Source organism: Yersinia sp. 2466 StPb PI (genome assembly GCF_041538325.1).
Taxonomy (GTDB): domain Bacteria; phylum Pseudomonadota; class Gammaproteobacteria; order Enterobacterales; family Enterobacteriaceae; genus Yersinia; species Yersinia enterocolitica_E.
The window spans coordinates 1160176-1180725 of record NZ_JAULSL010000001.1; the positions used below are offsets into that span (position 1 = coordinate 1160176).

A 20550-nucleotide genomic window follows, 5' to 3' on the forward strand; every position below is an offset into this window, starting at 1 on the left:
GAGTTGCTAATTTTTAACAGTTTGCTAAAAAGGATCGTCTATATAAGGAGATTTAAGAATGACGTCGACCAGTGCTCATCCTAAAAGTAAGCTTATGAAACGTTTTGCCGCTTTAGGACCATATCTGCGTGAAGGGCAGTGCCAGAGTGACCATTTTTTCTTTGACTGTTTAGCTGTTTGCGTCAATGTGAAGCTTGCCCCCGAGAAACGTGAGTTTTGGGGCTGGTGGATAGAGTTGGAACCGGCAGAAGACCATTTTACCTACGTTTACCAGTTCGGCCTGTTTAATAAAGAAGGCAGTTGGAAAGCGGAAAAGATTAAAGATCCTGAAATACAAGAGAAACTGGAGACCACGCTGCGTGGTTTCCATAAACGCCTTGCTGAGATGTTGACTTCAATTGAAATGAGATTGGAGCCAGCGCAGCATTTTAGCGATCAGCCGCTGAAGTTGTCCGCTTAGAAGTCTGTTTGTTAATGCCTAATTAAATAGAATATTCCCCCTTTAGCACAATAAAAGGGGGAATTTCTCATTCTGACTGTTGGCATTATGCCTCCCGCCTGCTACAAAGACCCATCCCCTTCGTACATAGAGCCGCAGGGTTGTTAGCTACGTTCATTCACCCGAGTCACATTTGTTCTTACATGAATAAGCTCATCGGGATGAGTTCGCTGGCAGCCATACTGCAACTCCAATTACTTTGGGTATATATTGTTTCTTTAATTCATCCCAATGGCAGAAAAATTATGAGTGGCAGCCAGACATTGGTTGTGAAATTGGGGACGAGTGTTCTGACCGGCGGTTCCCGTCGTCTTAACCGTGCCCATATTGTTGAACTGGTGCGCCAATGTGCCCAGCAACACGCAAAAGGTCATCGTATTGTTATTGTCACCTCCGGGGCGATTGCCGCCGGGCGTGAACACTTGGGTTATCCAGAATTGCCTGCCACTATTGCCTCAAAGCAACTGTTAGCCGCAGTCGGGCAAAGCCGGCTAATCCAGCTCTGGGAACAGCTGTTTTCCATCTATGGCATCCATATCGGTCAGATGTTACTGACCCGTGCTGATTTGGAAGACAGAGAGCGTTTTCTCAATGCCCGTGACACCATGAATGCCTTGCTGGATAACCGCATCGTGCCGGTAATCAATGAGAATGATGCTGTCGCCACCGCTGAAATCAAAGTAGGCGATAACGATAATCTCTCGGCACTGGCAGCCATTCTTGCCGGTGCCGATAAGCTACTGTTACTGACCGATCAGGCGGGGTTATACACGGCTGATCCGCGTAACAATCCTGAAGCTGAGCTTATTCGCGAAGTGCATGGTATCGATGATGCTTTGCGCGGAGTTGCTGGCGATAGTGTCTCAGGCCTTGGCACTGGTGGTATGGCCACTAAACTGCAAGCAGCAGATGTTGCCTGCCGCGCTGGTATTGATGTGATTATTGCCGCGGGCAGTCAGTCCGGTGTTATTGCGAATGTGATTGATGGCACGCCGGTTGGTACTCGCTTCCATGCACTGGAAACCCCGTTGGAAAACCGTAAACGCTGGATTTTTGGTGCACCGCCAGCGGGTGAAATTACGGTCGATGATGGGGCTGTAGCCGCTATTATGGAGCGCGGCAGTTCGCTGCTGCCCAAAGGTATTCGCAGTGTTCAAGGGGATTTCTCCCGTGGTGAAGTGATCCGTATCCGCAATCTTGGCGGGCGGGATTTGGCCCACGGTGTATCACGCTATAACAGCGATGCGCTGCGCATGTTAGCGGGGCATCACTCGCAACAAATCAGTGAAATCCTCGGGTACGAATATGGCCCGGTGGCGGTTCATCGTGACGATATGATTGTTAGCTAAGGAGCGAGCATGAGCATGCTGGAACAGATGGGGAAAGCCGCCAAACAGGCTTCCTGGCAGTTGGCAATGTTGAGCACGGCAAAGAAAAATCAGGCGCTGGCAGTAATAGCTAACCTGTTGGAATCTGAAAGTCAGGCTATTTTGCATGCCAACGAGCAAGATATGCAGGCTGCACGTGATACGGGCATGAGTGAGGCGCTGCTCGATCGGCTGTTATTGACCCCGGCACGCTTAGCGGCTATTGCTAATGATGTGCGTCAGGTATGCCGCCTGAATGACCCTGTGGGCCGCGTTATTGATGGCAGCCTACTTGACAGTGGCTTAAAGCTGGAACGCCGCCGTGTGCCTCTGGGGGTGATTGGTGTCATTTATGAAGCGCGTCCTAACGTTACGATTGATGTCGCCAGCCTCTGCTTGAAAACCGGCAATGCCGTGATTTTGCGGGGTGGCAAAGAGACTCATCACACTAATCAGGCAACCGTGAAGGTTATCCAGCAGGCACTGGAACAGTGCGGCTTACCCGCGGCGGCAGTGCAGGCGATTGAAAGCCCTGATCGGGAATTGGTAAATCAGTTACTGCGTATGGATCGCTATGTCGATATGTTGATTCCACGGGGTGGGGCTGGTTTACATAAACTGTGCCGTGAGCAATCAACCATTCCGGTGATTACCGGTGGTATTGGGGTTTGTCATACCTTTGTGGATGAAAGTGCTGATTTTGAGAAAGCGTTATTAGTGATTGAAAACGCCAAAGTTCAGCGGCCAAGTGCGTGTAACTCATTGGAAACCTTGCTGGTTCATCAAGCTATTGCAGAGCGCTTCCTGCCTGTACTCAGTACCCGAATGCATGCCTTTGGCGTGACACTGCATGCCAGCCCGCAGGCGCTGCCGTATCTGACCGAAGGTAAGGCCAAGGTAGTGGCTGTTGAAGCTGCTGATTATGACGATGAATGGTTATCTCTGGATTTGAATGTGGAGATTGTGGCTAATATCAATGCTGCTATTGACCATATTCGCGAGCATGGCACCAGCCATTCTGATGCTATTCTGACCCGCTCACTCAGTAGCGCGGAACATTTTGTCCGGGCGGTGGATTCATCGGCAGTTTATGTCAATGCCAGCACCCGTTTCACCGATGGCGGCCAGTTTGGTTTAGGCGCTGAAGTGGCAGTAAGTACGCAAAAACTTCATGCCCGTGGCCCGATGGGGTTGGATGCATTGACAACCTATAAGTGGATTGGTTATGGCGACGATTTAGTGCGTAGCTAATTACCAGATAAAACATATACAGTAAAACGACATCTGGCTGCTGCTGCTGTCGTTTTATTTTTTTCTCTGGTTAATCTCCCTGTGAAGTATCAGCCTTTAAGTGTGAAATAGATCATTATTCGATGTAACGCGTTTATGGCTATTCATCAATTTACCTACCCAAAAATAGACAACCAAACACTTGTTGGGTTGCTTCTGCGTGTATTGTTATCCTCTTGATTATCTATCTTTATTTTTAGTGGAATATACTTCCTGTCAGAATATTACTATTTAAAACTTATTTTCCTATCGGAAGAACTTGAGTTACCTCACAGAAAATGTGCTGTAACTGCTTGAAAACACGCTTACGATCGTTCTCTCAACTTTGAAATAGAGTAATAAAATACGCTTTACTCTATTTAGTCAAAATAATAAAACAAGCACATGTTTAAAAACAAACAAGTGTCCATTATGACCAGCCGAGAAAAACAAATATTGCAGCTTCTGAGACGAGATCCATTGATCCCCCAGCAAGAAATTGCCGATATTCTAGGCATTAGTCGCTCGGGGGTGGCGGGTCACATTATGAATCTAATGCAAAAAGGTTATATCAAAGGAAAGGGATATATATTATCTGAGCACAGTTATGTGGTGGTGGTTGGCTCGGTAAATATGGATGTTTGTGGTTATGCAGCCAGTAAGCTCATTTATGAAGATTCCAACCCAGGGAAAATAAAATGCACCCCAGGCGGTGTTGGGCGAAATATTGCTGAAAATATTGCGCTATTAGGCAAAGAGTGCCATCTCATCTCGGTGGTGGGAGATGATTTTTATGGTGCGACCCTGATTGATGAGGCTAAACGCGCCGGTGTCAATGTCAGTAATTGCCACAGTTTGCACGGTGAAAATACCTCTACTTATGTTTCGTTACTCGATGATGGTGGCGAAATGTTGGTGGCGATTAATGATATGCGCATATTAGAAAAACTAACGCCGTCATTATTAGCAACCACCAAAGAGATAATTCAACACGCGGGAATATTAGTCGTCGACTGTAATTTAACCGAAGAAGCCCTCTCATGGATATTTACCAATGCCGGTAATGTTCCTGTATTCGTCGATACGGTTTCAGCATTCAAAGCACCCAGAATTAAAAACTGGTTATCCCATATTCACACGCTGAAACCTAATCGTCTGGAAGCAGAGATACTCAGTGGCATGAAAATTAACAGCCACGATGATATTCCGGTGGTGGCGCACTGGTTTCACCAACAAGGCGTCCAGCGCCTGGCATTAAGTATGGGAAAAGAGGGGGTTTATTTCAGTGAAATTGATGGACAGGTTGGCTGGTCATTGCCACTGAATATCAACATTGTGAATGTTACCGGGGCCGGAGACGCGATGATGTCTGGTTTAGCAAGTTGCTGGCTGGATGACATGGAATTTGCTGAGAGTATCCGTTTTGCTCAAGGGTGCTCAGCATTAACGCTCTCTTCGGAACTGACTAATAACCCCAATCTGTCAAATGGCAGTGTTAAAAAACTATTGGAATTACAACCATGACAAATAACGCAATGGCACAATCTTATTTAGATATATCACCAGAGGTTGCACAGGCTTTGGCGCAAAATAAAGCCGTCGTCGCATTAGAATCTACCATTATTTCTCATGGGATGCCTTACCCACAAAATGTAGAAACAGCGTTACTGGTAGAGCAGAAAATTCGTGAGAATGGCGCTGTGCCTGCCACTATTGCCGTTATAAACGGCCGGATGAAAGCGGGCCTATCCCGTGACGAAATAGAATTGCTGGGCAAGGAAGGCCATAGCATTATGAAAGTCAGCCGTCGTGATTTGCCTTTTGTGATAGCAAATGGACAACATGGTGCTACAACAGTGGCTTCCACCATGATTATTGCACAAATGGCGAAGATTAAGGTTTTTGCGACCGGCGGTATTGGTGGTGTACACCGTGGTGCGGCCACCACATTTGATATTTCCGCCGATTTACAGGAGTTGGCGAAAACTAATGTGACGGTGGTTTGCGCCGGCGCTAAATCTATTTTGGACTTAGGTCTAACCATGGAATATCTGGAAACTAATGGGGTGCCGGTTATTGGTTATCAGACTCGGTCACTGCCCGCTTTTTTCTGTCGGACCAGCCCGTTTGAGGTCAGTATTACCTTAGACAGTGCTGAGCAAATTGCGGCAGCAATGAATGCCAAATGGAGTATCGGCCTGCGTGGAGGAATGGTTGTTGCCAACCCCATCCCACCACAATATGCTTTACCCGAAGAGATGATCAATGCTGCCATTGATCAGGCAGTAAAAGAATCAGAAGAGCAGGGGGTTATTGGTAAAGAAAGTACGCCATTCCTGTTGGCCAGAGTAGCTGAATTAACCGGTGGTGACAGTTTAAACGCTAACATACAGTTGGTATTTAATAATGCGCAGTTAGCTGCCAAAATTGCCTGCTCCTATCAGAGCATTATTTAATAAAGAACGGTAACACGCTTTAAATATTGTCCTTATTACAAAATACTTGCTCATATCTTTGAGGTGCCCTGACACATTTGTTGTCCGAGGGGCACCTTTTCGAGCATGAGCTATCTATATAGGAACTTCGAGGTACTTCGGGGGGGTTATGGATTTATTGCGTAGTTTGGCGGGGATATGCATTTTATTGTTTATCGCCTATGTTTTTTCAGTAAATAAAAGAAAGATAAGATTACGGACCGTCGGGGCTGCATTATTATTGCAAATAACATTGGGTGCAGTCATGCTCTATGTTCCTGCTGGAAAGTGGTTTATCTCTTCGATTGCTAATACAGTGAATAGAGTTATTTCATATAGTGACGCAGGTAGCGCATTTATTTTTGGTGGTTTAGTTAGCCCAAAAATGAATGAGTTATTTGATGGCGCCGGTTTTGTTTTTGCTTTTCATGTCCTGCCGGCCATTATTTTCATCACTTCATTAATTTCTATTCTTTACTATCTCGGCATTATGGGATGGCTAATTAATATTCTCGGTTCTATATTTCAAAAGTTACTCGGTATCAGTAAAGTAGAGTCATTTGCCGCTGTCACCACTATCTTCCTTGGTCAGAATGAGATCCCAGCGGTAGTTAAACCCTTTATTAATAAGATGAACAGCAATGAACTGTTTACCGTCATCTGTAGCGGTATGGCGTCCATTGCAGGTTCTATGTTGGTGGGCTATGCCGGGCTTGGGGTCCCGATTGAATATTTATTGGCTGCTTCGTTAATGGCTATCCCTGGCGGGATATTATTTGCGCGTATTATCAGCCCGGCGACAGAAGAGTCAAAAGTTGAATTCAACGAGATGACATTCAGTGACAAACGCCCTGCCAGTATTATTGAAGCGGCAGCCAGTGGCGCGATGCTGGGATTGAAAATTGCGGTCGGGGTTGCCACCGTGGTGATGGCATTTGTTGCATTGATTGCGTTAATTAACGGCATTATTGGCGGAATTGGCGGCATCTTTGGTTTCGAACAGCTCAGTCTGGAAAGTATCCTTGGCTATGTGTTCTCGCCTCTGGCTTATATTATGGGCGTATCTTGGGAACATGCTTCACTGGCGGGTGGTTTTATCGGCCAGAAATTAGCCATTAATGAGTTCGTAGCCTATTTGAGTTTCTCTCCTTATCTGAAAGAAACCATAGCGACATTAGATGTAAAAACGATTGCAGTTATCTCTTTTGCGTTGTGTGGTTTTGCCAACTTTGGCTCAATTGCTGTCGTGGTGGGCGCTTTCAGTGCTGTTGCACCCGAAAGATCATCTGAAATTGCGCGCTTAGGATTCCGTGCGCTACTGGCGGCAACATTATCTAATCTGATGAGTGCCACAATCGCCGGGCTATTTATTGGTTTGGGGAGTTTATTACCGGGCTAGGCTTATTGATATTTCTTCTGGTGCATTAATCTACTGATAAAAAGGATTAATGCACTAATCAACCCTTTAATCTAGCGGATGGCGCTTGAGATAGTAACTGACTTTATAATCAACCGGATTAAAGGTTATCACCGAAAAATCTACCACGACTCCGTCAGTTCCATTGGATACGGCGAGTAATTGCAGCAGCAGGGTACGTGGGTCGCAATGGAGTTGCAGGGCAAACTCCTGACTGGCGACAATAGGTAAAAATGTCTGCCGGCAACCTTCAATCTGATAATTAGCATGTTTTTCAATAAAGTCATATTTAGATGATTCAAGATGATGGTAAGTTAAATCCGGCATCAGAGAGACTGGCAGATAACTCTCTTCTATCTGAATAATCTGTTTGTCAGCATAACGTAATCGTTTGATATAATATATTTTATCGTCTTGATTGATGTTTAACTGACTGGCAATGTCTTGCGATGCCCTAATAATTTTGAACTCAGAAACTTCAGTATGTGGTGTCTTGCCGAGCATTTTCATCTGTTCGGTGAAACTGTTCAGATGATTATTATCATGTTTAAGATCTTTCCCGATAATAAATGTCCCTCGCCCTTGTTGCCGTTCCAGTAAACCATCTTGAATTAAGACATCCAGTGCTTTTCTGACTGTCATTCGTGATGCACCAAAACGCTCTGCTAACTGAATTTCTGATGGTAAGCAATCACCCAGCGAAATATCCTGATGATTTATTAATTTTCGAATATTTGTTACCAGATTTTTATATACCATTTTTATACCTATTCAGAGGGCGGCTTGTATCATGAATATTTTTGTAATTCATTGATAATTAATTATTAAAATTTCATTGGTATAAAAAATGACTCAAATGTCTAATTTGAGCGTTAATAATGTACAAGTCAGACTGATGATTTAATGCTGCCTGGATCACAAATTTTTATCAATTGCCACGTTCTCTCTCTAGTGCTCTCCGTTTAAGATTAGTTGTAAAGGATATTGGTCTGGTTCAGTCCAACAGCGTATTCAAAGCCTATGCGGGTTTCTTATATCTTGAAATCCTGGGGTGGAAATTAAACTTTCGGTTTTTTTATAAAAATAATTAAAGTAATTCAAGCATCTGCCGATAACCATACTGATACTTATATGCTCATTAAAATAATCTGGGTAGCCAGAGCAATAAATTAAAGATGGGGAATGGCAGGTGAGCGAAACGTCTAAAGAAAATTTTGTCAAAACGAATAAATTAGCGATCTGTGCAATTCTTCGAGATTTAAAGAAGAACGATACCGCAGTGATGGTTATGCATGCGCGCGGACAATTTATCAGCCGTATTCTGGATGTGGTACCTGAGACGAATCAGTTTATTTTTGATTTTGGTAGTGTAGAACACGAGAACCGTCTGGCCCTTGCTGCTAATCAATTGACTATTATTGCAGAACCTACGGGCGCAAAAATTGAATTTACTTGTAATTCACTGAAAGAAATAAAATATTTATCACTACCTGCCTTTAGCTCGGCTATTCCTGAGCAGCTTTATTTTATCCAACGGCGGGAATATTTTCGTGTAAACATTCCTCAATGGCCCCCTTATTATTGTTCTGGGAAATTTACTGATGGCAGTAATTTCTCGTACACATTAGGGGATATTTCCCTGGGGGGCATGGGTCTGTATGCAGTGAAAGGCAGTGAGTTCCCCCTTCAGGAATGCGGTATATTACGAGATGCCTCAGTGGATTTATGTGGTTTTGGTGTTTTTAAGCTGGACCTGCAGTTTATCCGGGCCATTGATAAACAGGTAGTGAATAACAAAGGTGAAACCCTCACAGTACAACGCTTGAGTTTTAAATTTCCTCGTCTGAGTCCAATCCAAGAAAAAGGGCTGCAACGCGCCATTTTTGAGTTAGAGAAACAGCAAACTGCCAAGGCACGAAAATTTCAAGACAGCATCTAGTTTCTGAAAGTATGGGGTGATTACCAACAGTCTGTGTAATAGTGGCAAGGCGGCAGGTATTTAAATTACAGTACCTGCTGTTAATGTAACCTTTTGATTTATTTCTCTCATTTTATGCCCTGATCCTTAATTTCTCCTTTGGGCTATAGTTAATACTATTCAGCTTTTTTGCTGTCGTACGTTTATTGCGTATCGTCAGCCTTTACTCGCCCCTTTTTTATGACTGGATACTTTGGTGTATCCGTCTTTTGCTTTCCACCTTCACTCGGCATTTTTGACAGCATTCTGCCTGTAAGGCGTTTTCTGCTCAATATCACGCGGCTCGCACGGCTCAGGAAGCTCACCTGAGCAATCCGTTTGGATACGCCTTTTAACGGCTATTCCCGACTTTTCATTATGCAGATTGCCATCAGACTGTATGAGCACCCGACCAGAAAGGTACCTATGAAATTATTTCTAAAGGCTATTCTTGGATCACCCACCGCAGCGACTCCCCCTTGGCATGATACTGCACCTGTAAGGGATGAGCTATTCAGTGTGGAGCGATTGGAACAGCATGCTGAGAGCCTTGCCAAAGCGCAGTCGATAACTACCCACCCACCACGGGTATCTACTCTGCATGCCCGCCTGAATGATAATGCCAATACGCTGCTGGCAGCATATCGGGCCAGTGCCGCAGAACTGGAAAAGGGCCGCGCAGTAGTCCCTGCGGCTGAGTGGCTGTTGGATAATTATCATCTGGTTGAAGAGCAGATCCGCGAGATCCGTGATGATTTGCCGCCGGGTTATTACCGTCAATTGCCGAAGCTGGCCGACGGCCCCTTCGCTGGCTATCCACGGGTATTTGGCATTACCTGGGCTTTTGTGGCGCACACTGACAGCCATCTGGACCCGGATGTATTATGCCGTTTTATTATGGCGTATCAGCGTGTTCAACCGCTGACTATTGGTGAACTCTGGGCGGTGGCGATTACGCTGCGTATTGTGCTGATAGAGAATTTACGCCGTCTGGCTGATCAGATAACTCAAGGTCGTAAAGATCGGGCAGATGCTGAGGCGCTGGCGAATCGCTTATTGGACGCCGGCGATAGCCGATTGGCTCTGGAGTCTGATATTACGGTGCGATCCAGTGAGCCTTTATCTGAGCAATTTGCATCTCAATTGGCAAAGCGGTTACGTGATCAAGACCCACGCACCACGCCAGCATTGGGCTGGCTGGAAGATCGCCTTCAATTACAAGGGCTATCGATTAGTGAAGTTGTACAACGAGCTCAACTACGGCAGGGGTCATCTAACGTTTCGGTCCGAAATGTTATTACCAGTATGCGGTTGATCTCGGATATTGACTGGGCTGATCTGTTTGAGAGTGTAAGCCTGGTCGATGAATGCTTACGCCAGGGCAGCACCTTCGCCAGTATGGATTTTCAAACCCGCAATTTGTACCGCAGTGCCATCGAACAATTATGCCGAGGTTCCACCTTCACTGAACTGGAAATTGCCGCTCTTGCCCTGCAAGTCGCACAGACTACAGCTGAGGCCGCAGAACCAGAGAATGTCGAACGTTGCCGTGACCCAGGCTATCACTTGATTGGGGCGGGAAGGCGTGAATTAGAGAATCAACTCAGATTCAGTCCTTCAATACGTTTGTGGTTTAGCCGCTTGAGCGTCAGCTTTGGTGTTGGCGGTTTTATGGCGGCCATTTTCCTGGTCACTGCCGGATTACTGGCATTGGTGCTGTGGGCACTCTCTTTCCCCGGACTGGCGACGGGCTGGCTGGTATTATTTACCTTAATCGCATTTATCCCTGCGACAGATGTGGCAACTGCCCTGGTAAACCGCGTTATCACCTGGAGCTTTGGTGCCACGATTTTACCGGGATTGGAGCTAACCAGTGGCGTACCGGATGGATTGCGTACCTTGGTGGTGGTGCCCACGTTGCTCACCAGTAAAAGCGATTTATTGGAGCAAATCGAGCAGCTAGAAGTCCATCATTTATCGGGGGCTACAGGTTCTCTTACCTTTGCTCTGTTGTTGGATGGGGTTGATGCAGACCAGCAAGTCATACCGAGTGATGGTCCACTACTGCTATTAGCCGATGAGGCTATTGCACGGCTTAATCAACGATATGGCCCCGGTCCTGCCGGGCCGCGCTTTCTGCTGTTGTACCGTCAGCGAAGGTTTAATGAAAGTGAAAACCGTTGGATGGGCTGGGAGCGTAAACGGGGCAAGTTGCATGAACTTAACCGCCTGTTACGGGGGGCGACGGACACCTCATTTATTGCCACCGCCGCCGGTGAACCACAGGTGCCAACCGATGTGCGTTATGTCATTACGCTGGATGCCGATACCCGACTGCCGCGCGATGCTGCCCTGCGCTTGATTGGCAAAATGGCGCATCCGCTGAACCAACCACGCTTTAGTGCAGACCAGCAGCGGGTCATCGATGGTTATGGCATCCTTCAGCCGCGTGTGACGCTGGCATTGCCGATGGGCAAAGGTGGATCGTTATACCAACGGGTATTTTCTGGTCCTGGGGGGATGGACCCTTACGCTGCCGCAGTTTCAGATGTTTATCAGGATATGTTTGGCGAAGGCTCTTATACCGGCAAAGGTATTTATGATGTTGATGCGTTTGAAGCCTCGCTGGCCGGCAGGGTGCCAGAAAATGCCTTACTCAGCCATGATCTGTTTGAGGGGATTTTTGCCCGTGCCGGATTGGCTTCGGATATTGAAGTGGTGGAAGAGTCACCCGCCCGCTATGACGTAATTACCAAGCGTCAGCATCGCTGGACGCGGGGTGACTGGCAATTATTGCGTTGGGTGGTCAGGAACGACAAAGACAGCAAAAATGTTCCATTGCTGGGCCGTTGGAAAATGGTGGATAACTTGCGCCGCTCACTGGTTGCTCCTTTTGCGCTAATGTTGCTGGGTTGCAGTTGGATGCTACCCATGCCTGCTGCGTGGGTTGGGGTGCTGGTAGTCATCTTGCTGATCGCGTTCCCCTCTTTTCTACCCATTTTGTTCTCATTATGGCCGGCTCAGAATACTCGGCTGAGTAACCATTTACGCTCTTTACTCGATGATACTAAACGAGCAGGCAGTCAGACGTTGTTGTCATTGATTTTCCTGGCTGACCACGCCTGGCAGATGGTTGATGCTATTGGCCGCACGCTAATTCGCCTATTTATTACCCATCGTAATTTACTGGAGTGGACCACCGCCGCACAATCTGCCGGTAAACCCCACCCCGGTGTCGCCGGTTTTTATCGCCATATGGCGGGTGGAACGCTATTAGGTTTGCTGATGGCCGCCATTGCATTGATGGTTTCGCCCTTGGCCTGGCCACTGATTTTACCCTTTGCCATTATATGGTTTTTCGCTCCGGCCATCGCGTTGTGGGTCAGTCGCTCCCATCAGGTAGCACAACATAAACCGATAACGGCGGAAGATATCCCCGAGTTGCGTCTGACCGCCCGGCGCACTTGGCGCTTCTTCGAAACCTTTGTTACGCCTGATGAAAACATGCTGCCGCCTGATAACTTTCAGGAAGATCCAAAACCTGTGGTGGCACACCGCACTTCACCGACCAATATGGGATTGTATTTACTCTCGACTGTGGCTGCTCGCGATTTTGGTTGGGCGGGTACCTATCGCACCTTGATGCGGCTGGAAGCAACTTTTGAAACCTTTCATAAACTGGCGCGTTTCCGCGGGCATTTCTTTAACTGGTATGGCACGCAGGATCTACGGGCGCTGGAACCGGCTTATGTTTCTTCGGTCGACAGTGGCAACCTGGCCGGGCATTTGATTGTGCTGGCCAATACCTGTGAAGAGTGGGCGGCAGAACCGCTGGCGACTAACGGCGCTAAGGGGTTGATGGATAACCTGTTGTTGGCCGAGATATCCTTTAACGCGTTACCCGCGGGTGATGCTGATTTTAAACGTAAGCTGTGGGCAGTTTTAGAACAAATCCGTATGGATTTAAAGGGAGTCGGTGACACTGAAATGTTACCGCTGTCGTTAAAACCGTTATTGGTCAAAGCCTCAGCGATGGTGCATGGTGTCGCACGCTCTATTGATGATAATGCATTTATTGATTTGAGTTATTGGATTGAAGTACTGATTTTGGCGGCCGCTGAACATGAATATGACCAGCAACTCACGCAGGAGATGCAGGAGCAAGTTAATGATCGGTTGTTGAAATTGGCTGCTGAATCCCGCCATATGGCGCTGGCGATGGATTTTGCTTTCCTGCTTGATCCCGAGCGTAAATTATTATCCATCGGTTATTCGTTGGTGGATAACAGCCTTGATCCGAGTTGCTACGACTTACTGGCCTCAGAGGCTCGCCTTGCCAGTCTATTTGCTATCGCCAAAGGCGATGTACCGACCCGTCATTGGTTCCGTCTGGGGCGAGCGGCGACCCCGATTGGTAAAGGGGCTGCGCTGATTTCATGGTCTGGCTCGATGTTCGAATACCTGATGCCCTCACTGGTGATGCGCGCGCCGGCGGGCAGCTTGCTGGAACAAACGAATCAACTGGTGGTTGAACGGCAGCAGGTTTATGGCCGCAGCTTGAATATCCCGTGGGGCATTTCTGAGTCGGCGTACAGTGCACGTGATATCGAGTTTACTTATCAATATTCTAACTTTGGTGTCCCTGGGTTGGGGTTAAAACGTGGTTTATCAGAAAATACCGTAATCGCGCCTTATGCTACCGGGCTGGCAGCTATGATTGATCCACACGGTGCGCTGCAAAACTATGAAAAACTGGCGGAGATGGGTGCGTTAGGCCGCTATGGTTACTATGAAGCACTGGATTTCACCCGCTCGCGCTTACCGGAACATCAGCAGGTGGTAATTGTACGCAACTATATGGCGCACCATCAGGGAATGACCATTGTTGCTATTGCCAATACCTTACAGCAAGGACGGATGCGCAACCGTTTTCACCATGAGCCAATGATTCAGGCTTGCGAATTACTGTTGCAGGAGCGGATGCCTCGCAATGTGGCGATTGCTTATCCTCGGACCGAGGAGGTGTTGCTTTCAGCGGTGGCAGACAGTGCATTACCAACCATTCGCCGCTTGTCCTCACCGGTTATTGGAGCACCCGTGACTCACCTGTTATCCAATGGCCGTTATGCTGTGATGCTGACCAGCGCGGGGGCTGGCTACAGCCGATGGCTGGATGTCGCGGTCACTCGCTGGCGGGAAGATACTACTTGTGATGATTACGGCTCCTTTATTTTCCTGCGTGATTTGCGCAGTGGCCGCAGTTGGTCTGCCGGGGCGCAACTGGCCGCCAGTGATAATTCCCATCGTGAGGTGATTTTCAGTGAGGATCATGCCGAATTTATATGCCGCGACGGTACGCTGACCAGCACCATGGATGTGCTTATCTCCAGTGAAGATGATGGTGAAGTACGGCGGATCTCGTTACTTAACACGGGTCGCCGTGCGCGGGAGATTGAACTGACCTCTTATGCTGAAGTGGTACTCACTGCGGCCGCAGCAGACAGTGCGCATCCGGCATTCGCCAAAATGTTTGTGGTTACTGAATATCTGGCGGAATTGGGTGCATTAATTGCGACGCGGCGGCCCAGAACAGCACAAGAACCGCAAGTCTGGGCGGCGCATTTCTTGGTTGCTGATGGCCTGCCGATGAGTGAGCTGCAATATGAATCGGATCGGGCCAAGTTTATTGGTCGCGGTAACCGGGTTATTAGCTCGGCTGCCATGCAAGTGGGAGTGGCACTGTCAAATACCGTGGGTACAGTGCTGGATCCGATATTCTCACTGCGCCAGAGCTTGCTGGTACCGGCGGGCAAGACGGTTACGGTTTCCTTCTGGACACTGATTGCTTCATCGAAAGAAGCTTTGCTGGATATGGTGGATAAACACCGGGACCGCAGTGCGTATGATCGTGCTAAAACATTGGCTTGGACCCAGGCTCAGGTGCAGTTACGCCATTTGGAGATTAAAGCTGAGGAGGCGGCAGATTTTCAGCAACTGGCCGCGCCTATTTTGTATGCCGATGCCCGCTTCCGTTCGCCATCGACAACTATCATACGTGGTGCAGGGGTCCAATCAGCATTATGGACTCAATCCATATCGGGTGATTTGCCGATAGTTCTGCTGCGTATTGATGATATCGAAGACATTGATCAGGTGCGGCAATTACTGCGCGCACATGAATACTGGCGCATGAAACGTTTGGCGGTTGATCTGGTTATCATCAATGAACGGGCGTCTTCTTATGTACAAGATTTGCAAATCGCTATAGAAACCGCAGTGCGCAGTAGCCAGTCACGGCCACACTTGGGTGATCAGCTACGACAAGGTTCGGCCTATGCCTTGCGTGCTGATCTGATGAGTGCAGAGACTCGATCGCTACTCCGTTCGGTTGCTCGGGTGGTGTTATCAGCCCGTTATGGCACATTGGGTAATCAACTCAACCATCTGTTATTCACTCTGGACAAGAAAATTGTTCCTTCAGATAAAAAGCTGTTCGCATCGGATAAAAAGTTATTCACATCAGATAAGCGCCTGTTAGCACAGGATAAAAAGTTATTAACAGCAGATAAGAAAGTCAGTTTCTCACTGGTCAAACCGGTTAACTTGCCGACGGCAACCTTATTACCCTTACCTGAAAATCTGGAGTTCTTTAATGGTCTGGGAGGGTTTGGCTTGCAAGGGCAGGAATATATAACTTGCCTGAATGATGGGGAAAATACCCCCGCGCCCTGGGTGAATGTGATTTCCAATCAGACCTTCGGTTTTCAGGTTTCGGCTACCGGTAGTGGCTATACCTGGGCTGAAAATAGCCGAGAAAACCAGATAACGCCGTGGCTCAATGATCCCGTTATCGATTCGTCTGGCGAATGCCTGTATCTGCGCGATGAAGACTCTGGGCTGCTCTGGAGTCCTACGGCACAGCCGATCCGCGATGGTGGCACCTATATCGCTCGCCACGGTCATGGCTATAGTCGGTTTGAGCATCAGGCTAATGGTATTGGCATGACGCTGCTGCAATTTGTGCCGCTGGCGGATCCTATCAAGATATCCCGTCTGACATTGCGCAATATGTCGGATAAACCACGGCGTATCTCAGTGACCGCCTATGCCGAATGGGTACTGGCGACTTCTCGCGGGGCGACCGGGCCATTTATTATTACCGAAATGGATGAACCAACCGGTGCCATGTTGGCGCGAAATCCCTGGAGCACCGCCTTCCCCGGCAGAGTTTCCTTCGCTGACTTAAATGGACAGCAAACTAGCTGGACCGCCGATCGTAGCGAGTTCCTCGGACATTATCGAGACAGCTCTGCACCGTTAGCCCTATCGGCAATAATACCGCTTTCCGGTACGACCGGTGCCGGGTTTGATCCCTGTAGTGCGCTGCAACAAACGATTGAACTGGCGGTGGGTGAACAGGTCGAGGTGGTGTGGTTTATCGGCCAGTGTGCTTCAGTGAGTGAGGCACAAGCTTTAATTACCCGTTACCGTACGGCAAATCTGGATGCGGTGTTGAGTGACGTCACCGATTACTGGCGTACCTTGCTGAAGGCTATCCAAGTGAAAACGCCGGATCGGCAGATGGATATCATGCTCAACGGCTGGCTGCTTTATCAAACGCTGGCATGCCGTGTTTGGGCAAGGTCGGCATTTTATCAGGCCAGTGGCGCTTATGGTTTCCGCGATCAATTACAAGACGGCATGGCGCTAACCTTTGTTCAACCGGATACGACGCGACATCACCTATTGCGCGCCGCCGGGCGACAATTTATCGAAGGTGATGTACAGCACTGGTGGTTGCCTCACTCCGGGCAGGGGGTGCGAACTCGCATCTCTGATGACCGGGTTTGGCTCTCTTTTGCCACCGCCACGTATATTCTTGCAAGCGGTGATAGCGGTGTGCTGGATGAAACAGTACCGTACCTCGAAGGGCCGATATTGCACCCAGGCGAACACGATGCTTTCTTCCAGCCACTGGTGGCACAGGAAAGCGCCTCACTGTTTGAACATTGTGCCAAAGGGTTGGATCAATGCATTGAATTGACCGGAGAGCTTGGTTTACCGCTGATGGGGACCGGTGACTGGAATGATGGCATGAATCGAGTCGGTGAAGGGGGAAAAGGGGAGAGTGTTTGGTTGGGTTGGTTGCTGGTGGCAACGCTGAAAATGCTCATTCCGTTAGCGAGCGAGCGTGACCCTCGACGGGCCAGGCAGTGGCAGGAACATCTCAGTGGTTTAATCGAGGCATTAGAGCGGGAAGCATGGGATGGCGACTGGTATCGCCGTGCAACCTTTGATAATGGCAGTTGGCTGGGATCTAAAGCGTGCAACGAGTGCCGTATTGACTCTATTGCCCAGTCGTGGGCGGTGCTATCGGGGGCCGCCGACCCACTACGAGCCGTACAAGCAATGGCTTCACTGGAACAACATCTTATTCGTCCCGATGATGGGATGGCACTGCTATTCACTCCGCCTTTTGACAAAACGCCAGATGATCCTGGTTATATCAAAGGCTATCCGCCTGGTTTACGGGAAAACGGGGGGCAATATAGCCATGCTGCCATGTGGGTGATTTTAGCCTTTGCTGAATTAGGTGAGGGGGATAAGGCCCGCAACCTGTTTGCATTGCTCAATCCGATAAATCATGGCAATACCCCTGCGGGGATTGCGCGTTACAAAGTCGAACCCTATGTGGTCGCAGCCGATGTCTATTCAGTCGCACCTCATGTTGGGCGCGGTGGCTGGACGTGGTATACCGGTTCTGCGGGCTGGATGCAGCGCGCGGGTATGGAAGGTATTCTGGGGATCCGGCGTGAAGGCGGGGAACTGGTGATTAATCCTTGCATACCCGCCAGTTGGCCGGGATTTGAGGCGACGGTTAATCTGGCTAACACGCGCTATGTTATTCGTGTTGAAAGTCCGGCCCAGCGCTGTCAGGGGATTAGTTCGGCGACATTGAATGGTTTGGCACTCGCCTATCAATCCGACGGGGTACGAGTTGCTCTGGATGGTGGCGAATACGAACTGATTATTATTTTATAACCAATATCGATTCAGTCGGGGTAGTCAATTAGCACTATCTTGACTGAACAAAATAAAAACTGAAAAATATGTTGAATTATCATGCAACTGCCCCAATATTATACACTTGTCACTAAGGAGGTTGCGCATGGGAATTAGCGAAGAAGAGAGTATCCGCCGTCTGACTGATGAGAAAAGCTCTATTGGTCATTCGGCTAAATGGGTGGCAATCATTTCTGCCATCTATTTCATTATAATGCTGTTTTATCAGCATGAGTTAGGTGTGTTAACACTGGCGGGCGGGATTTTTGTTGTATCGTTTTCCATTTGGATGAAGAAACGCCAAAAAGTGAAATCTTACAAAAACCAACTGCAACAGATGGGCGACGATAAAGCAGTTTAACGCAGGCCACCATCTGATGAACCGTTAGTCCGATGTTCCGGCTTTTATTTTTCGTTTGCAGTGATGCAAGCGCTATCTGCTTATTGTCTTTCGCCTTGTAGTCGCCTGTTTATCCCTATGGTTTTCTTGCCAGTGATTTGGACATATTAAATCCTGTTACTACAAATGCCATTTGCTCATACAATCTTTTCGCTTGTGGATTATCCGCAGCGACCCGCAGTTTTATCTCAAATATGCCCTGAGCGACCAGTATATTTTCTAATTCCTGTAAACACGCAGAACCATAGCCTTTACGCTGATGTTGCGGCAGAACATAGAAATCTTTAATAAAAGCTGCGCTATCATTGTTAGCCTGGCCGTACCATAAATAGCCCACCAGTGCATTATTATCGCTCTCGCCATCCTTATTTTCGATGCAATACAGACGGTCACCGGGAGTATTAACACCCTCTGGTAAGTAACCATCAAAAATTTGCGTTGCATGATCCAATGCTTGCTCGATGCTATAACCACTATTGGATGATAAATCTTGCGCATACTCACTAATAAAGAGATTCCGATAGTCGTTTAGCTCTTCGGTATGCATTGCTCTGAGTGTGACCATAATATTCCCTTGGTATTTGAAGTGCTAAGGGGGTTAGCGGCGCTCTCACCCCTGAATAAGCTTATGGAGATGCGTTTACTTGCGGTCTGCCTACAACTCCAATAGCTTTGTGTATATAGTAGATTTAGTTTGAGATAAACATAGTAACGTTTTGTAGGAAATAGGATACATAAATTAAATCAGAAGGTTAAACCATAAAAGGGGATGTAATGACCATGCAGAATAGCCATAAAGATGCCGTTGAGCGGCAATTTGGCGATCAAGCCAATGCTTATCTGACCAGTGCGGTTCACGCTCAAGGTAAAGATTTACAGCATCTGGCTACACTATTGCAATCTGATGGCGATGCCCGTTTACTTGACCTTGGATGTGGTGCCGGACATGCCAGTTTTACCGCTGCGGCAGTGGTGAAATCTGTAGTTTCTTATGATCTTTCAGCGCAAATGTTGCAAGTGGTCAGTCAGGCGGCAACAGATAAAGAACTGACTAATATTGAAGTACAGCAAGGATTAGCAGAGTCATTGCCGTTTAATGATCAGAGTTTTGATATTGTTATCAGCCGTTATTCTGCCCATCATTGGCATGATGTCGGCCAAGCGTTACGAGAAGTTAAACGTGTATTACGCCCCGGCGGAAAGATAATCTTTATGGATGTAGTTTCCCCCGGTCATCCGCTGCTGGATATTTATTTGCAGACCGTGGAGGTGTTACGTGATACCTCACATGTGCGAAATTACTCTCCCGGCGAATGGCTGGCACTAGTGACCGATGCCGGGTTAGTGATAAATGAAGTCACCTCCGATAGACTCTATTTGGAGTTCAGTAGTTGGATTGCCAGAATGCGTACTCCACAGCATTTTGCTATCGCGATCCGTGAGTTACAAAAATCAGCATCTGATGGTGTAATCAAGCATTATGAGATCCAAACTGATGGTTCATTTACCAGTGATATTATGATGATTGTAGCAAAGCGTGACTGATACCCGTCACCTTTCAAGCCGCCTGCATCTTGCAATATATAGGGTCTACCAGCAGGCGGCGGTGTTAATGCATCGACGATTTCCCATAAATATTTGTGATTTATTTTTCTAATGACACAAATTAATTTATTTTCTCCTTATTACTCTCACAATGATTGAGCTTCTTTACATTGCATTACGTCACCTTGCGTTGGTCCGCCCATAATTAACCTCAGCAAGACGTTACATATAACCCGTCAGTTGGAGCATATTATGAAACTATTACCTGTTATCATCGCTGCACTTATTACTACCACCTCATTCGCCACTCTGGCCGCGCAAGAAATTAGCTCAGAACAAGCCACTAAATTGCAAAGTATGGGGGTGATTTCTCTTTCTAATGTTAGCGGTTCACCCATGGATGTGGAATCAGCATTGAATACCAAAGCGAGCGCTGATGGTGCCAGCCACTATCGGGTCATTGGTATCAGTAACCCTGGTGATTCCAGCCATTACAACGCCAGTGCCGAGATTTATCGTTAATGTTCTAAGCCTAAGTTAGTGTGAGTGAAATATTTAG

At 47.6% G+C, this 20550-nt stretch carries 13 protein-coding genes; 11 read left to right on the forward strand and 2 right to left on the reverse strand.

Features of this window, described 5'->3' with window-relative positions; translation table 11 throughout:
* The first annotated feature begins 58 nt into the window (after positions 1 to 58).
* The 6 genes from crl (at position 59) to Q2T72_RS05180 (ending at position 7008) form a co-directional block, all read left to right on the forward strand.
* Positions 59 to 460, forward strand: a complete 402-nt coding sequence (gene crl / locus Q2T72_RS05155) for a sigma factor-binding protein Crl (RefSeq protein ID WP_083160119.1) — start codon at positions 59 to 61, stop codon at positions 458 to 460.
* Positions 461 to 744: 284 nt separating this feature from the next.
* Positions 745 to 1848 (forward strand): glutamate 5-kinase, encoded by a 1104-nt coding sequence (proB, locus tag Q2T72_RS05160; RefSeq protein ID WP_083163836.1) that lies wholly within the window; start codon positions 745 to 747, stop codon positions 1846 to 1848.
* Positions 1849 to 1863: 15 nt separating this feature from the next.
* On the forward strand, positions 1864 to 3117 hold the full coding sequence (proA, locus tag Q2T72_RS05165; RefSeq protein ID WP_193784836.1) for a glutamate-5-semialdehyde dehydrogenase: 1254 nt from the start codon (positions 1864 to 1866) through the stop codon (positions 3115 to 3117).
* Between the two features lie 423 nt (positions 3118 to 3540).
* The gene (locus tag Q2T72_RS05170) at positions 3541 to 4659 is read left to right on the forward strand and encodes a PfkB family carbohydrate kinase (RefSeq protein WP_372568751.1); all 1119 of its coding nucleotides are present in this window, start codon (positions 3541 to 3543) and stop codon (positions 4657 to 4659) included.
* Complete coding sequence (locus tag Q2T72_RS05175) at positions 4656 to 5591, forward strand: pseudouridine-5'-phosphate glycosidase (RefSeq protein ID WP_083160113.1); 936 nt, start codon at positions 4656 to 4658, stop codon at positions 5589 to 5591. The genes Q2T72_RS05170 and Q2T72_RS05175 overlap by 4 nt, the downstream gene beginning before the upstream one ends.
* Positions 5592 to 5739: 148 nt before the next feature.
* A complete protein-coding gene (locus Q2T72_RS05180; RefSeq protein WP_083160111.1) occupies positions 5740 to 7008 on the forward strand; it encodes a NupC/NupG family nucleoside CNT transporter in 1269 nt (422 codons plus the stop codon).
* A 66-nt stretch (positions 7009 to 7074) separates the two neighbouring features.
* Here Q2T72_RS05180 and Q2T72_RS05185 read toward each other — a convergent pair whose 3' ends face one another.
* A complete protein-coding gene (locus Q2T72_RS05185; protein WP_083160109.1) occupies positions 7075 to 7785 on the reverse strand; it encodes a GntR family transcriptional regulator in 711 nt (236 codons plus the stop codon).
* Positions 7786 to 8215: 430 nt separating this feature from the next.
* On the opposite strand from Q2T72_RS05185, the gene Q2T72_RS05190 reads away from it, so the two are divergent.
* From Q2T72_RS05190 to Q2T72_RS05200, 3 genes are all read left to right on the forward strand, one after another.
* Positions 8216 to 8965: a flagellar brake protein gene (locus Q2T72_RS05190; protein ID WP_083160107.1), complete on the forward strand. Its 750-nt coding sequence runs from the start codon at positions 8216 to 8218 to the stop codon at positions 8963 to 8965.
* Between the two features lie 444 nt (positions 8966 to 9409).
* Positions 9410 to 18025 carry a GH36-type glycosyl hydrolase domain-containing protein gene (locus tag Q2T72_RS05195; RefSeq protein ID WP_372568752.1) on the forward strand — a complete coding sequence of 2872 codons (8616 nt, stop codon included), beginning with the start codon at positions 9410 to 9412 and terminating at the stop codon, positions 18023 to 18025.
* A 127-nt stretch (positions 18026 to 18152) separates the two neighbouring features.
* Positions 18153 to 18407, forward strand: coding sequence for a hypothetical protein (locus Q2T72_RS05200; RefSeq protein ID WP_083160103.1), 255 nt, complete (start codon positions 18153 to 18155; stop codon positions 18405 to 18407).
* A gap of 115 nt (positions 18408 to 18522) precedes the next feature.
* On the opposite strand, the gene Q2T72_RS05205 is transcribed toward Q2T72_RS05200, so the two are convergent.
* Positions 18523 to 19011, reverse strand: a complete 489-nt coding sequence (locus tag Q2T72_RS05205; protein ID WP_083160102.1) for a GNAT family N-acetyltransferase — start codon at positions 19009 to 19011, stop codon at positions 18523 to 18525.
* Positions 19012 to 19220: 209 nt separating this feature from the next.
* On the opposite strand from Q2T72_RS05205, the gene Q2T72_RS05210 reads away from it, so the two are divergent.
* On the forward strand, positions 19221 to 19991 hold the full coding sequence (locus Q2T72_RS05210) for a class I SAM-dependent methyltransferase (RefSeq protein WP_372568753.1): 771 nt from the start codon (positions 19221 to 19223) through the stop codon (positions 19989 to 19991).
* 252 nt (positions 19992 to 20243) lie between these two features.
* Entirely contained in the window at positions 20244 to 20513 is a 270-nt protein-coding gene (locus Q2T72_RS05215; protein WP_083160099.1) for a YdgH/BhsA/McbA-like domain containing protein, read from the forward strand.
* Positions 20514 to 20550 lie beyond the last annotated feature (37 nt).